Source organism: Streptomyces sp. NPDC041129 (assembly GCF_055592265.1).
In genome coordinates, this window is sequence record NZ_JBVIYV010000001.1 from 396,755 (window position 1) to 411,782 (window position 15,028).

At 72.4% G+C, this 15,028-nt stretch carries 14 protein-coding genes and 1 riboswitch; of the genes, 11 read left to right on the forward strand and 3 right to left on the reverse strand.

All coding sequences use genetic code 11. The features are described 5' to 3' along the window. Positions 1-5 precede the first annotated feature (5 nt). Together ACZ6B1_RS01705 and ACZ6B1_RS01710 are read left to right on the forward strand one after the other, a co-directional pair. The gene (locus ACZ6B1_RS01705) at positions 6-629 is read left to right on the forward strand and encodes a helix-turn-helix domain-containing protein (RefSeq protein WP_468773945.1); all 624 of its coding nucleotides are present in this window, start codon (positions 6-8) and stop codon (positions 627-629) included. Further along, on the forward strand, positions 626-748 hold the full coding sequence (locus tag ACZ6B1_RS01710; RefSeq protein ID WP_190019420.1) for a DUF6126 family protein: 123 nt from the start codon (positions 626-628) through the stop codon (positions 746-748). The genes ACZ6B1_RS01705 and ACZ6B1_RS01710 overlap by 4 nt, the downstream gene beginning before the upstream one ends. Before the next feature lie 6 nt (positions 749-754). On the opposite strand, the gene ACZ6B1_RS01715 is transcribed toward ACZ6B1_RS01710, so the two are convergent. Further along, positions 755-1,552, reverse strand: coding sequence for a tyrosine-protein phosphatase (locus ACZ6B1_RS01715; RefSeq protein ID WP_468773946.1), 798 nt, complete (start codon positions 1,550-1,552; stop codon positions 755-757). A gap of 172 nt (positions 1,553-1,724) precedes the next feature. Here ACZ6B1_RS01715 and ACZ6B1_RS01720 point away from each other — a divergent pair, with 172 nt between their 5' ends. From ACZ6B1_RS01720 to ACZ6B1_RS01730, 3 genes are all read left to right on the forward strand, one after another. Further along, entirely contained in the window at positions 1,725-3,824 is a 2,100-nt protein-coding gene (locus ACZ6B1_RS01720; protein ID WP_468773947.1) for an alpha-galactosidase, read from the forward strand. 307 nt (positions 3,825-4,131) lie between these two features. Beyond that, positions 4,132-4,290, forward strand: a riboswitch (cyclic di-AMP (ydaO/yuaA leader). 4 nt (positions 4,291-4,294) lie between these two features. After that, positions 4,295-5,245: a M23 family metallopeptidase gene (locus ACZ6B1_RS01725; protein WP_468773948.1), complete on the forward strand. Its 951-nt coding sequence runs from the start codon at positions 4,295-4,297 to the stop codon at positions 5,243-5,245. 254 nt (positions 5,246-5,499) lie between these two features. Next, positions 5,500-6,285: an SGNH/GDSL hydrolase family protein gene (locus tag ACZ6B1_RS01730; protein ID WP_468775995.1), complete on the forward strand. Its 786-nt coding sequence runs from the start codon at positions 5,500-5,502 to the stop codon at positions 6,283-6,285. A 118-nt stretch (positions 6,286-6,403) separates the two neighbouring features. Here ACZ6B1_RS01730 and ACZ6B1_RS01735 read toward each other — a convergent pair whose 3' ends face one another. Beyond that, the gene (locus ACZ6B1_RS01735; protein WP_468773949.1) at positions 6,404-6,994 is read right to left on the reverse strand and encodes a TetR/AcrR family transcriptional regulator; all 591 of its coding nucleotides are present in this window, start codon (positions 6,992-6,994) and stop codon (positions 6,404-6,406) included. 66 nt (positions 6,995-7,060) lie between these two features. Beyond that, entirely contained in the window at positions 7,061-8,242 is a 1,182-nt protein-coding gene (locus tag ACZ6B1_RS01740) for a glutamate dehydrogenase (RefSeq protein WP_468773950.1), read from the reverse strand. Positions 8,243-8,425: 183 nt separating this feature from the next. Between ACZ6B1_RS01740 and ACZ6B1_RS01745 the strand changes: the two genes are divergently transcribed. The 6 genes from ACZ6B1_RS01745 to ACZ6B1_RS01770 all read left to right on the forward strand — a co-directional run bounded on the left by ACZ6B1_RS01745 (position 8,426) and on the right by ACZ6B1_RS01770 (position 14,986). Beyond that, positions 8,426-9,619, forward strand: coding sequence for an MBL fold metallo-hydrolase (locus ACZ6B1_RS01745; protein WP_468773951.1), 1,194 nt, complete (start codon positions 8,426-8,428; stop codon positions 9,617-9,619). An 80-nt stretch (positions 9,620-9,699) separates the two neighbouring features. Continuing rightward, positions 9,700-11,136, forward strand: a complete 1,437-nt coding sequence (locus ACZ6B1_RS01750; protein ID WP_468773953.1) for a polysaccharide pyruvyl transferase family protein — start codon at positions 9,700-9,702, stop codon at positions 11,134-11,136. A gap of 383 nt (positions 11,137-11,519) precedes the next feature. Then, the gene (locus tag ACZ6B1_RS01755; protein ID WP_468773955.1) at positions 11,520-13,502 is read left to right on the forward strand and encodes a sensor histidine kinase; all 1,983 of its coding nucleotides are present in this window, start codon (positions 11,520-11,522) and stop codon (positions 13,500-13,502) included. A 98-nt stretch (positions 13,503-13,600) separates the two neighbouring features. Next, positions 13,601-14,035, forward strand: coding sequence for a roadblock/LC7 domain-containing protein (locus tag ACZ6B1_RS01760; protein WP_468773957.1), 435 nt, complete (start codon positions 13,601-13,603; stop codon positions 14,033-14,035). 2 nt (positions 14,036-14,037) lie between these two features. Next, positions 14,038-14,409, forward strand: coding sequence for a DUF742 domain-containing protein (locus ACZ6B1_RS01765; protein ID WP_250405478.1), 372 nt, complete (start codon positions 14,038-14,040; stop codon positions 14,407-14,409). Then, a complete protein-coding gene (locus tag ACZ6B1_RS01770; protein ID WP_468773959.1) occupies positions 14,387-14,986 on the forward strand; it encodes a GTP-binding protein in 600 nt (199 codons plus the stop codon). Before ACZ6B1_RS01765 ends, ACZ6B1_RS01770 begins: the two co-directional genes overlap by 23 nt. The last annotated feature ends 42 nt before the right edge of the window (positions 14,987-15,028 follow it).

Below are 15,028 nucleotides of genomic sequence, written 5' to 3' on the forward strand. Positions count from 1 at the left end.
GAGGCATGAACGCCTCAGAGGACTCGCCACCGGCGGGCGAGGGCGACGACCTGCCCGCCGTGGCGCCGCAGCTCCGCGCCCTGCGCCGGCGCGCCGGCCTCACCCTGGAGGCCGCGGCCCGCACCGCCGGGCTCTCGCCCGCCCACCTCTCCCGGCTGGAGACCGGCGGGCGCCAGCCCTCGCTGCCGATGCTGCTCGCGCTCGCCCGTACCTACGGTACGACCGTCTCCGGACTGCTGGGCGAGCGGGTCGCCGACCGGGACGCCATCGTGCGCGCCGCCGACATGGAGCCCACCCGCGCGGGCGGCTGGACCTACTTCCAGGCCGGCGCGTCCGGGCGGGGCATGCAGGCGCTGCGCGTCCGGGTGCCTTACGGCGCGCAGGGCGACATCGTGCGCGTCCACCCCGGCGAGGAGTGGCTGCACGTCCTGAAGGGGCGCCTGAGGCTGCGCCTCGGTGACACCGCGCACCTGCTCGCCCCCGGAGACAGCGCGCACTTCGACTCCCTCACCCCGCACCGCCTGGCCGCCGAGGACCAGGGCGGTGTGGAGCTGCTGTTCGTCCACACCCTGCTGCAGAGCCCCACGGCCGCGCTGTGCCTGGGCTCCCTTACCGGAGAGCTGCCATGAGCGACTTCGAGGAGAAGTTCCCCCGCTCCCTGTGGATCCGGCTGATCATCTACATCGCCGTGGGCCACCTGTTCGCCGCGTTCCTCTACCTGCTCTTCGCGGTGGGCGCCAAGAGCTGACGGACGTCAGTCGAGCAGGCGCTCCCGCAGCCGCTCACGGGTCCGCGAGGTGAGTCCGAGGCCCTGCTCGAAGTAGGCGTCGAGTCCGCCCCACGTCGCCTCGATGCTCCCGAACGCCGCCTGCAGGTACTCCGCGCGCGCGTCGAAGAGCGGGCTGAGCAGCTCCATCACCTCGGGGGTGTACGCGGAGTCGGGGCTGCCGTTGCGGCGCACCTTGTAGCGGCGGTGCTTGGCGTTGGACTCCAGGTAGTCGGCGACGACCGCGTCGCGCTCCACGCCCACGGCGAGCAGGGTCACCGCTATGGAGATGCCCGCCCGGTCCTTGCCCGCGGCGCAGTGCATCAGCGCGGGGACGCTGTCCTCGGCCAGCGCGTGCAGCACCCGGGAGTGCTCGGCGGTGCGCTCGGTGACGATCGTCCGGTACGAGGCGACCATCCGGGCGGCGGCCTTGCCGTCCGCGAGGATGCCGCGCAGCTGGTCGAGGTCGCCGTCACGGACCATCTTCCAGAACTCGGCACCGTCCGCCGGGTCGCTCAGCGGCAGGTTCACGTTCCGCACCCCCGGCAGGGCGACGTCCGGGCCCTCCAGCTTCTGGTCGGCCGCGTTGCGGAAGTCGAACACCGTGTGCAGGCCCAGGGAGCCGAGGAAGGCCGCGTCCTCCTCCGTCGCGTGCGCGAGGTGGCCGCTGCGGAACAGCACGCCCGGGCGCACCCGCCGGCCGTCCTCGGTCGGCAGTCCGCCCACGTCGCGGAAATTGCGCACTCCGGCCAGCTCGGGCTCGGTCGACGGGACCTGCTGCGTCACGGGGGCTCCTCCCGGTCGGAACCCGTCGGCTCGGCTCGCCGGCGGGGGCTGCGTCGACGATACGACATCGATTACCTCGGGCAATGAGTTGTCCACAGGCGTTGCCACCGGAGCGCACCGGCCCCGATGATGTGCGCACCTGCGCGGATCTGTTGACACCTGTGAGGTCTCGATGGTGGACATCGCCGAGAACGGACGCACCTGGCTCCTGTCGGGGCCCACCAGCAGCTATGCCCTGCACCTGACCGAGGCGCACGAACTGCTCCACCTCCACTGGGGGCCCCGCATCGCGCTCGCCGACGCCGAGGCCCTGGCCCTGAGCCCGCTGCCCGCCTACCGGCCCTTCGAGTCCCCCCTCGACGGCCGCGAGGAGTACCCCGTCGAGGGCGGCCCCCGCTTCGTCCGCCCCGCCCTCAGCGTGCGCACCGACGAGCGGCGCGGCACCGAATGGCGCTTCGTGTCGTACGAGTGCGACAGGGACGGGACGGGAGACGGCGCCGACGGCGCGGAGCTGCGGCTGCGCTTCGAGGACGACGGACTGGCGATCACGCTGTACTACCGGATGCGCGGCGACGTCGTGGAGCGCCGGGTCACCCTGGAGAACGGCGGGCGCACGCGCGTGGAGCTGCTGCGCGCCGACGCCGCCACCTGGACCCTGCCCGAACGGGACGGCTGGCGACTGTCCCAGCTGCACGGCCGCTGGGCCGCTGAGTCCCTGCTCACGCGCGCGCCGCTCACCCACGGCGAGAAGGTCATCGGCAGCCGCCGCGGCCACACCGGCCACCAGCACCTGCCCTGGGTCGCCCTCGACGCCGACGCCACCGAGGAACGCGGCGAGGTCTACGGCTGCGCTCTGGGCTGGTCCGGCTCCTGGCGGATCGCCGTCGCCCAGCTCCCGGACGCGCGCGTGCAGATCACCGGCGGGGCCGGCCACGACGACTCGGGCCTGCTGCTCCTGGGGCCGGGGGAGTCGTACACCACCCCCGTGTTCGCGGGCCTGTGGAGCGACGGCGGCTTCGGCGGGGCCAGCCGGACCTGGCACGCCTATCAGCGCGCGCATGTGATCCCGGACGCCGAGCGGGACCGGCCGGTGCTGTTCAACTCCTGGGAGGCGACCTTCTTCGACATCTCCGAGGAGCAGCAGGCGGCGCTCGCCCGGCGGGCGGCCGGCCTCGGCGTCGAGCTGTTCGTGGTCGACGACGGCTGGTTCGGGGCCCGCACCAGCGACCGGGCCGGACTCGGCGACTGGACGCCCAACCCCGACCGGTTCCCGCACGGCCTCAAGCCCCTGGCGGACCAGGTGCACGACCTCGGCATGCGGTTCGGCATCTGGGTCGAGCCCGAGATGGTCAACCCGGACAGCGACCTGTACCGCGCCCACCCCGACTGGGTGCAGTACCAGCCCGGCCGCAGGCGGACGGAACTGCGCAACCAGCTCGTCCTCAACCTCGCCCGGGAGGACGTCCAGGAGTATCTGTGGGAGCGGCTGGACACCCTGCTGTCCGGCGCTCCGATCGACTATGTGAAGTGGGACTTCAACCGCTGCTTCACCGACGCCGGATGGCCGGGCGAGCCGTATCCGCAGCGCCTGTGGGTGGACCACGTCCGCGCGCTGTACGCCCTGCTGGACCGGCTGCGCGCCGCCCACCCCCGGGTCGCCTTCGAGTCCTGCTCGGGCGGCGGAGGCCGGATCGACCTCGGTGCGCTGAGCCGCACCGACCAGGTGTGGACCTCCGACAACACCGACCCGCTCGACCGGCTCGCCATCCAGCACGGCTTCAGCCAGATACATCCCGCGCGCGTGATGGCCGCCTGGGTCACCGACAGCCCGAACACCCAGCTCAACGGCAGGGCAACCTCCTTGCGCTTCCGGTTCGTGAGCGCCATGGCGGGCGTCCTCGGGGTCGGCGGCGACCTCACCGAGTGGACCGACGAGGAACTGGCCGAGGCCCGGGGCTGGGTGGCCCTCTACAAGGAGATCAGGCCGCTCGTCCAGCGGGGCGACCTGTACCGGCTGCGGCCCCCGGTGGGCGGCCTGAGCGCCGTCCAGTACGTACTCGGGGGCGAGGCGGTGGTCCTGGCCTGCCTCCAGGCGCAGAACTACGGAGAGCCGGTGCCGCGCCTACGGCTGCGCGGGCTCGACCCGACGGCATCGTATGAATGCCTCAAAACGGGCGAAGTGCATCGGGGTGCCGTCCTGCTGCACCACGGACTGCCGACCGGGCTGCGTGGCGACCTGGACGCGGTGGTTATCCGCCTGCGCCGCATCTGATGCTTCTGTCCCAATTGCCGCCTTCATTCCAACTCGGCCCGGAGTAAAGGCACCTGGGGGAGTGGTGCGTGAGGAGCGTCATAGCCGTGACCGTCCGCTGTTCGTCATGTCCACCTAATTCCCCAAGAGGGGCGGGAATTTGAATCGACGGCGCGGGTGGGAATTCACGCACGGTGACCACGAATTTCCCATTTGGATCTTCTGGCACCTGAACGCCGGGAATCGGGCGCTTGTTTCCGTGCGTCCCGCTCGCTTACGTTCGCCAGCAATCCGGACGGAACGCCGAATCCTGCCGCCGCCCGGAGTCCCACACACATGACCCGTGCCCGGCAGGAGCGGGGGACCCACCAGGTACGACGGCCTGTCCCGGTCTCCGCGACAGGCTCGGGGTGCAGCCGCGCACCGCGCGGCCGGGCAGCTCCAGCCCGAACCCGACAGCTCACCTCGCAGGCGCCGGAGAGGAATGCGTCATGCCCGCGAAGGGTAAGCACCGCCGTCCCAAGGCTCAGCGTTTCACCCGTTCCATCGCCGTCGCCGGAACCGGCGGCGCCGCACTGGCCCTGCCCCTGCTGGGCGCCACCGGGGCGCACGCCGCCACCGCGCAGCCCGTCTCCGCAAAGGCCGTGCAGTCCGTGGAGAAGACGGCGGCCGGCAAGACCGCCGCGCAGAAGGCCTCCGGCGTCCGCAGCTACACGGTGAAGTCCGGCGACTGCCTCGCGAAGATCGCCGGTGAGCAGCGCGTGAGCGGTGGCTGGCACCGGCTCTACGCGGACAACCGGCAGGCCGTCGGCGAGAATCCGGCGCTGATCCACCCGGGTCTGAAGCTGTCGCTCGGCAAGAAGGCCGCCGCCCCGACCCGCACCGAGTCCCCCGCCCCCTCGCGGGCCTCACGGTCTTCGGACGCCCGGGCGGCGGCCCCGGCGAAGGCCGCCCCGGCCGCCCCTGCCACGCAGGCGGTGTCCCGCGCCACCCAGGCGGCCGAGGCCGCCCCCGCCACCCAGGCCGCCCCCGTGACCGGCTACACCCTCCCGGTCGCCGCACCCACCGTCGGCACCGCCTACCACGTGGCGGGCAGCATGTGGTCCAGCGGCTACCACACGGGCGTCGACTTCGTCGTCCCCACCGGCACCTCCCTGAAGGCCATCGGCGCCGGCACCGTCGTCTCCGCCGGCTGGGGCGGCGCGTACGGCAACCAGGTCGTCATCAAGCTGAACGACGGCTACTACGCCCAGTACGCCCACCTCTCCCAGCTCTCGGTGTCGGCCGGTCAGACGGTGACCGCCGGCCAGCAGGTCGGCCTGTCCGGCGCGACCGGCAACGTGACCGGCCCGCACCTGCACTTCGAGATCCGCACCACGCCGAACTACGGCTCTGACGTGGACCCGGTCGCCTACCTCCGCTCGCACGGCGTCGCCCTCTGAGTCACCCGCGCCGAGGGACGCGCTGCGCGCAACCACCTGCCTGACACGCCTCCGAAGGCCGGGCCCCCGATCCCCGGGTCCGGCCTTCGGTGTGTCCGGACGGTTCCCTTGCCGGCCTTATTCCTGGATTGGCAAACTCTTTAAGGGTGTCTCATCTCACCGCTCGTCAACCCCTGCCTACGGTCGCGTAAGTCACATCCGAAGGTGAATCATGGTCCGACGTGGCAGACGATTCGAAGAGTGACAACACATCAGTGATCGGGTCGTACGTAGCGGTGGGGGACAGCTTCACCGAGGGCGTCGGCGACCCCGGGCCCGACGGGGCGTTCGTGGGCTGGGCCGACCGCTTCGCGGTCCTGCTCGCCGACCGGCGGCCCGAGGGCGACTTCACGTACACCAACCTCGCGGTCCGCGGGAAGCTGCTCGACCAGATCGTCGAGCACCAGCTCCCGAAGGCCGTCGAACTGGCCCCGGACCTCGTCTCCTTCTGTGCGGGCGGCAACGACATCATCCGGCCCGGCACCGACCCCGACGAGGTGGCCGAGCGCTTCGAGCGCGCGATCGCCCCCCTCGCGGCGGCCGCGGGCACGGTGATGGTGACGACCGGCTTCGACACCCGGGGTGTGCCGGTGCTCAAGCATCTGCGCGGCAAGATCGCCACCTACAACGGGCACGTCCGCGCCATCGCCGACCGGTACGGCTGTCCCGTGCTCGACCTGTGGTCCCTGAGGTCCGTCCAGGACCGCAGGGCCTGGGACAACGACCGTCTGCACCTCTCGCCCGAGGGGCACACGCGCGTGGCGCTGCGCGCCGGTCAGGCCCTCGGCCTGGAGATCCCGGCCGACCCGGAGCAGGCCTGGCCGCCGCTCCCGCCCCGGGGCACCCTGGAGATCCGCCGGGACGACGTCCACTGGGCCCGCGAGTACCTCGTCCCGTGGATCGGCCGCCGGCTGCGCGGCGAGTCCTCCGGGGACCACGTCACGGCGAAGGGTGCCCTTTCGCCGGTCGACATCAAGATGCGCATCGCGGCGGTCGCCTGACCCCGACGCGCGGCGTGAGTGCCCGTACCGCTGTCCCGGCGGTACGGGCACTCACGCGTGCCCGCCGGACCCGGCCCGCGTTCCCGGCCGGGGCGCTCCGGCCGGTGGATTCCACCCGCTACAGGCCCAGTTCCCGGGCCAGGGTGTCGTTCACCCATTCCTGTGCGCGGGCGCGTGGCACCGCGCCCGGGTAGGACGTCAGCTGTACGGCCAGGCCGTCGAGCAGGGCGGTGAGCCGCAGGGCGGTGCCCGTCGGGTCGGGGCAGGTGAACTCGCCCGCCGCCACGCCCTCGGCGATGACCTCGGCGATCGCCGCCTTCCACTGCTGGTCGAGGTCCCGGGTGACCGCCCGAAGGGCCGGCTCGCGCAGCGACACCGCCCAGCCCTCGATCCACAGCCGCCAGCCCTTGGCCTGGCCCGTGGGCGCGTACCAGCGCACGGCGGCGCGCAGCCGGCGCAGCGCGGAGGTCCGCCGGTCCAGCAGCGCGCGCAGACGCGCGAGATCGTCCTCGGCCGCGTAGGCGAAGGCGGCGGCCACCAGCTTCTCCTTCGTCGAGAAGTGGTACAGCACCAGCGCGTTGCTCACCCCGAGCGCCGAGGCCACGTCGGCGATCCTGACCGCCGCCACGCCCCGCGCCTCGATCTGCCCGATGGCGGCCCGCAGCATCTCCTCCCGCCGCTCGGCCACGCTCAACCGCACTCTCGCCACGCGGTCACACTAGTCCGTCCGCCGGACGCCGCCCCAGGGCCCCGACGGCCCCGGCGCCCGCCGGGGTCAGCGGTACCAGCCGAAACGCCCGGCGATCACCGGCAGCCGGTCCGCCACCAGGGCGTGGGCGGCGGCGCGCGGAGTCGTCCCGTCCGCCCGCGCGCGGTCCAGCACCGTGCCGGTCAGGGCACGCATCGAGCGGCGGATGTGGGCGAACGCCTCGTCGGCGTCCGGGCCGACGTCGCCGAACAGCGTCCACCACCACCAGGCGTTGGTGGCGGAGTTGACCACCACGTCCGGCAGCACCGTCACCCCGCGCGCGGCCAGCAGCCGCTCCGCCTCCGGCACTACGGGCATGTTGGCGGCCTCGACGATCCAGCGGGCGGTGATCCGCTCCTGCCCGGCGGTGTCGACCGCGTACGAGACCGCCGCCGGCACCAGGACCTCGGCGTCCGCCGACAGCCAGGCGTCGCCGGGCAGCTCACGGTCGGCCGGGCGCAGTACGGAGCGGTCGAGCGTGCCGTAGGCGTCCCGCGCGGCCAGCAGTGCCTCCACGTCGAGGCCGTCCGGGTTGGCGACGGTCCCCTTGACGTCGGCCACGGCCACCACCGTCAGACCGGCGCGCGCGAGGAAACGCGCCGTGGCCCCGCCCATCGTGCCCAGCCCCTGCACGGCCACCCGGGTGCCCCGGTACGGCACCGATGCCCGGTCCAGGGCCGCCAGCACCGACTCGGCGACCCCGCAGCCGCCCGCAAGCTCGTCCAGGCCGATGCCGTCCACCCGCACCGCGAAGGCGTCAGCGAGCCGCGCCCGGGCCGCCGGCTCGTCGTCCAGCAGCGGGAACACGGCCTGGACGGTGGAGACCAGGCCGGCCTCGACGGCGGCCCGGTCCACCAGGTCCTGGCTGAGGCCCAGATCCTCGCCGGTGGTCCAGCAGCTCTCGATGTACGGCCCCATCGCGCGCAGATAGCGCACCAGCAGCCCGTAGGCCGCCGGATCCCGCGGATCGCAGTCGATGCCCCCCTTGGCGCCGCCGAGGGGGACGTAGCGGGCCTCCGGGTCGTAGTGCAGGGCCTCCTTCATCGTCATGCCGCGCGCGAGACCGGTGACCTCCTCCAGCGTGCAGCCGGCCCGCATGCGCAGCCCGCCGCTGGCCACGCCCCGCACCAGCCGGTCGACGACCAGGAAACCCTGCCGCCCGGTGACGTGGTCGGTCCACACGAGCGACATGAGGGGGGCGGCGGTCATGGGGGCTCCCGGAGGTCGGCTACTGAACAGCGGGTCAGTATCCGCAGCCGCCGGGCCGCTGTCAAAGCGCCGTGCGGGCCGTCTCGGCCACCCGGTGGGGGCGGGGCGGTGCGGCGGGCGGCGCCGCGCTGTCGGAGGGGCCGACCATAATGGAGGACCTCAGCGACTTCACTGGAGGTAACCGTGACCGGTTGGCGTTCTAAGGGCCCCGGGCTCGGCGCGCTGCAGCCCGAGGCCTTCGGCGCGCAGCCGCGCGGTGAGCGCCTCGCCCGGATCCGCCGTTCCCCGCACTTCAGGGACGGCGTCTTCCAGAACCCGGGCTGCACCGCCCGAACCCGGCCCTCCGGCTCCACGCTCGACCTCGCCAAGGTGTTCCTGGACAAGGACACCCGGCCCCTGCGCTCCCCGGCCGGCACCATCCCGGTGCACGCCACCACCCTCGCCGACCTCGCCAAGCCGCCCACGACGGGGCTCCGGGTGACCTGGTTGGGCCACTCCAGCGTGCTCGTGGAGATCGACGGCCACCGCGTCCTGTTCGACCCCGTCTGGGGCGAGCGCTGCTCCCCGTTCCCCTTCGCCGGGCCCAGGCGGCTGCACCCGGTGCCGGTGCCGCTGGCCGCGCTCGGCCCGGTCGACGTGGTGGTCATCTCGCACGACCACTACGACCACCTGGACATGCCCACGATCAAGGCGCTGGCCGGCACGGACACCGTGTTCGCCGTGCCGCTGGGCGTCGGCGCGCACCTGGAGCACTGGGGCGTCTCGGCGGACCGGCTGCGCGAACTCGACTGGCACGAGTCCACCAAGGTCGGCGGCCTCACCCTGACCGCCACCCCGGCCCGCCACTTCTGCGGCCGCGGTCTGCGCAACACCCAGCACACCCTGTGGGCGTCCTGGTCCGTCGCCGGCGAGGAGCACCGGATCTACCACAGCGGTGACACCGGCTACTTCGATGGCTTCCGGGACATCGGCGCCGCGCACGGCCCGTTCGACGTCACGATGATCCAGATCGGCGCGTACAGCGAGTTCTGGCCCGACATCCACATGACTCCCGAGGAGGGCCTGCGCGCCCATCTCGACCTCCAGGGCGGCACCCCGCACGGCGTACTGCTCCCGATCCACTGGGGCACCTTCAACCTCGCCCCGCACCCCTGGGCCGAGCCCGGCGAGTGGACCAAGGAGGCCGCCGAGGAGGCCGGCCAGGCGGTGGCCCTGCCCCGGCCGGGCGAGCCCTTCGAGCCCGCCGGGAAGCTGCCCGCCGAAGCCTGGTGGCGGTCCGCATCGGCACCCGTCGCCCACCTCGGGCGCCGGCCCCAGGAGCCCTCGGCCGTCGCGGAGTTCAGCCGCACCGAGGTCGACCTGGCCGGCGAGAGGTGACGCCGAGACACCTGCCACGGCGAAGAAAAGGATGCGCAAGGATTCCGTAAAGGGGTGGTGCGACGTTACGATCCCGGCCTGTGAAGCGCATTCTCATGCAGGCGGGGAACGACCCCTTCAACGTGCCCACGATCGAAAGCACTTTGGTGCGCAACAGTATTCGGGGCAACGTCGGCAATCTCATGTACACCAATTCCGCCTACCGGCACATGTCCGTGCCGGACGCGGAGATTCGGGTCGACACGACGCACTTCGCCGAACTGACGGTCGCGGACGCGGACCGGATCAACGACGAGTGCGATGTCTTCGTGCTGCCGATGGCCAATGCCTTCAAGGCGAAGTTCATTCCGCACATGCACATCCTCGCGGACCTCATCGGCAAGCTGAAGGTTCCGGTGGTCGTTTTCGGAGTCGGCGCGCAGGCCAAACTCGATTACGGCACGGCGTTCCTGAAGCCCGTCGACGAGGCCGTCAAGCGGTTCATCGCGGCGGTACTGGACCGTTCGGCGTCCATCGGTGTGCGCGGTGAGTTCACCCAGCGCTACCTCAAGGAACTCGGTTTCCGGGACGTCGACGTCATCGGATGCCCCTCGGTCTACTTCCGGGGCCCCGGCTTCCGGATAGGACACCCGGGCGGGCAGGCGCTGCCCGAGGGGGCCCGGATCGCGCTGTCCACCGCACTTCGGCTCGCGAACGCCGAACTCGCCTCGGCCATCAACGACTCCATCCTGAAGCAGCACCCGGATCTCACCTATTTCGCGCAGGAGGGACGCGACCTACAGACGCTCTACTGGGGTGACACCGCGGTCGCCGCCCGGCAGTCCATGCCGATGCCCGACCTCAGCTCGCACCCGCTGATACGCACGGCCGACGTGTGTGTCCCGCTGGAGCCGCACAGCTGGATGGATGCCCTCACCCGGTACGACTTCGCCGTCGGAACGCGCATTCACGGCAACATCGCCGCTCTTGTCGCCGGTACCCCGGCGTTCGTGTTCGCCCATGACTCGCGAACGCTCGAGCTGTCCCGGTACCACCACATCCCGCACCGGGTCATCACCGACCTGGCGGCCGACGTCGATGTCGCGAGCCTCTATGGCGAAGCCGACTACACGGCGTTCGACGCGCATTACGCCGAGGGGTTCCGGCGGCTGCTGGACTTCATGACGAGGAACGGGCTGCGCAACGCGTACGAGCACGGGGACGGCGGTGAGGAATACGACCGGAAGGTCCGGGCCGCGGACTTCCCCCGGCCGTTCCGCCGTTCCGAGGCGGAGGGCGTGGAGGATCTGCTCTTCCGCATCACCATGCTCCGGGAGCAGAACAAGGCGATCGCGCGCCAGGCCGCCAGGGCCGAGAAGAAGGCCTCCGCCCAGGCCACCCGGATCAAGAAGCTCGAGGCGGCGCTCAACGCGCAGCGGGAGTCCAGCGAGAAGCGGCTCCGGGCCCTCGAGGCCCAGGCGAAGAAGCGTCTGCCCACGAGGGCGCGGCGCCTGGTCAAGCGGCTCGCGCCGAAGTGACCGGGCCTGCCCGTGGGTGACGGAAGGTGACCGATCGGCTGCCCGTACGCCCGTGCCTCCGACCCGTGGACACCCGGGCGACGGGATACCGGAACGGGCCTCCGGACGCCCCGAGGGCCGGTACGCACACCAGTGCGGACCGGCCCTCGCTGCTTGCTTCCGACCGTTTCCGACCAGGTCGGATCGGGTTCTTGCGACTTTGTCACTGAAGTCCAGCGCGGTTATCGGTCTGTCGTACGACGCCTCATACCAGAGCGGGACGCTGCCCGGGAGAGTTTGGCAACTGCCCACCGCACGTGATGCGCAGGCAACTACTGTGAGTGTTCGTCGCACGACACAGGGCCTGGGGCGAACCAGGCCGACGGACCAGTACGAGGACGCAGATGTCTCATCTCCGTGCACCGGCCGCCCGTGCCGACCGCCGTGAGGGCGGCCGCCACGGGAGACCGGTCGCCCGACCCGCTCCCGCACTGTCCGAGACGCACATACGGCCCCAACTCATGCGGCTCGCCGTGCTTCCGCCCGTCGCCGTCGCCCTCAGCGCCACCGCGGCCGTCCTGTTCAGCATCCGATCCACCGGCACGCGCCCCGGCCCCACCCTGTGGGCCGTGCTCGCCGGAGCGGTCGCGGTGACCGTGGCGGGCGTCCTGATCGCCGCCGTGGCCGCCGACCGCGCCGCCCGCTCGGTCACCGACCGCGTCGACGCCCTGCGCCGCGGCGCCGCCCGCGGCGAGGCAGAACTGCACGCCGTCGTCGAGGCGTTGAGGCAGGGCGAGGCCCCGGCCCGGCGGGGACCGGGCCGCCGGCCGCCCGCGGACGCCGACGACTTCGACCTGCTCGCCGCCGACCTGGCGCGGGCGCACGACGGCGCCGTCACCGCCGTCGTGCAGGCCGCCCAGCTCTCCAGCCAGGCGGGCAGCGAACAGAAGCTCGAGGTCTTCGTCAACCTGGCCCGCCGGCTTCAGTCCCTGGTGCACCGGGAGATCTCGATCCTCGACGACCTCGAGAACGAGATCGAGGACCCAGACCTGCTCAAGGGCCTGTTCCACGTCGACCACCTCGCCACCCGGATCCGGCGGCACGCCGAGAACCTCGCCGTGCTCGGCGGCGCCGTGTCCCGGCGGCAGTGGAGCAATCCGGTGGACATGACCGAGGTGCTGCGCTCGGCCATCGCCGAGGTCGAGCAGTACTCCCGGGTCAAACTCGTCCCGCCCATCGACGGCGAACTGCGCGGTCACGCCGTGGCCGACGTCATCCATCTGCTCGCCGAACTCGTCGAGAACGCGACGGTGTTCTCCGCCCCGCACACCCAGGTGCTGCTCCGCGCCAGCCTCGTCACCTCCGGGCTCGCCGTGGAGGTGGAGGACCGCGGGCTCGGCATGCCGGTGGGTGAGCAGGACAGGATGAACGCCCTGCTCGCCGACCCCGACCAGGTCAACGTGGCCAGTCTGCTGGCCGACGGCCGCATCGGCCTCTACGTCGTCTCCCAGCTCGCCCGGCGGCACGGCATCTCGGTGCGCCTGCAGACCAACATCTACGGCGGTGTGCAGGCCGTACTCGTCGTCCCCCAGGCGCTGTTGGGCACGGCGCCGGGCGTACCGGGGGGAGTCGGGGCGGCGATGTCTTCCCATCAGGACACGGCCGCGCAGAGCCGGTCGACGGTGCCGCCGGTCCAGGTCCCGTACTCCGTGACGGCACCTGGACCGGGTCCCGGCACGACGGACGCGGAACGAACCGCCGAGGCCGGTGCGGGCCGCGAGGAGTCCGCCTCCGTGCCGGGACCCGCCCCGGTCCCGGCCAACGGCAGGTGGCGCCACGCGCAACATGGGTCCGGGCCCGGCGGTGACATGCCGAACGGGTCCGCGCGGAACGGGAGTACACACGGAGAAGGGGTGCACGGCGCCACCGCCCGGAGTGAGACAGGGCGGGGAGAACCGGCGCCGGGCGACGGCGCACCGGCCCCGCTTCCCGTGCGGGCCCCGCGCGAGAAGCGGGCCAACCCCGCCGAGGCCGTACCGGGCATCGGCTCCGAGCACCGGCCGGTGGTCGAGTCCCACGCGGGTGTCCTGCCCGCCCCACGCGGCGGCACTGCCGTACGCGGCACCATGGGCAAGCCCCGACTGCCGCGCCGCCGCGCCCAGGAGCACATCGTCCCGCAGTTGCGCGGTACCCCAGCCCCGCGACAGGACTCCGACGTCGTCGCGGGCCACGACCCCGGGCTGATGGCCGCCTTCCAGCGCGGCATAGGACTGGCCGAGGCACAGGAGCACACGGAGCCGGATCCGCGGCCCGCCGCCCGGCAGCACGTGTACTCGCCCGCCGCCGAAGGCACCGGCCGCCCCGACGGGAGCGCACCGGCCGGATGACCCCCCTCCCCAGCCACACGGGCCCCGTTCTCCCCACCCCCAGCACCCCCACCTCCAGCGCTCCCGCTGGTCTTCGTACCCCAAGGAGTCGATCCACCATGGCGAGCGATGCGCCGACCGCCCAGGCATCCGACCTCGACTGGCTGCTGAGCGGCCTCGTGCAGCGCGTACCGCACACCTCCAGCGCGGTGCTCCTGTCCTGCGACGGACTGGTGAAGTCCATGCACGGCCTCGATCCGGACAGCGCCGACCACATGGCGGCCCTGGCCTCCGGCCTGTACTCCCTCGGCCGCAGCGCCGGCATCCGGTTCGGCGACGGCGGCGACGTCCGTCAGGTCGTCGTCGAACTCGACTCGACGCTGCTGTTCGTCACCACGGCCGGCTCCGGCACCTGTCTCGCCGTGCTCGCCGGCCGCGAGGCCGACGCCGCCGTGCTGGGCTACGAAATGGCGATGCTGGTCAAGAGCGTGCGCCCCTATCTGGTGACCGCGCCCCGCCAGCAGGCCGCCGAACCCACGGCGACGAGGCCTTGAGGGTGGCCGCAGCCGGCGACGGGCCCTGGCTCGACGACGCCGCCGGACGGCTGGTGCGCCCGTTCACGGTCAGCAACGGCCGCACCGAGCCCAGCATCGCCCTCGACCTCATGTCGCAGGTGATGTCCACCGGCGTCACCCCGCTCGGCTACCTCGGCCCCGAGCACGCCCAGGCGCTCGAGGTGTGCCGCGCGCCCGTCCCGGTGGCCGAGGTCGCCGCGCACCTGAAACTGCCCGCGGTGGTCACCAAGGTGCTGCTCTCGGACCTCGTCGACTGCGGGGCGCTGACCACCAAGCCCCCCGTCTTCCACCACACACCCACTGACCGGTCTCTGCTGGAGGCAGTGCTCGATGGACTACGACGACAGCTCTGACCCGTTCCCCACCGCGCTCAAGATCCTGGTGGCGGGCGGGTTCGGGGTCGGCAAGACGACCTTCGTGGGAGCGGTCAGCGAGATCGCCCCGCTCAGCACGGAGGAGCTGCTCACCACCGTCAGCGCCGCCACCGACAACCTCGACGGCATCGAGAACAAGGTCGAGACGACGGTCGCCATGGACTTCGGCCGGATCACCCTGGATCCGCGGCATGTGCTGTACCTGTTCGGCACGCCCGGCCAGGAGCGGTTCTGGTTCATGTGGGACGAGTTGTCGGAGGGGGCGCTCGGCGCGGTCATCCTCGCCGACACCCGCCGCCTGCAGGAGTGCTTCGCGGCGGTGGACTTCTTCGAGGAGCGCGGCCTCGCGTTCATCGTCGCCGTGAACGAGTTCGACGGCGGCTACCGCTACGACCCGGAGGAGGTGCGCGCCGCCCTCGACCTCCACTCCGGTATCCCCGTCGTCCCCTGCGACGCCCGCATCTCCAGCTCGGGCGTGCAGACCCTGCTCACCCTCGTCCGCCACCTCATCGCCCACGCCCCGGCGACCACGCCGAGCCACGGCGCCCACATGTGATCCCGCCACACCGCCCACGGAGCCGCCCCATGAGCCACGTCC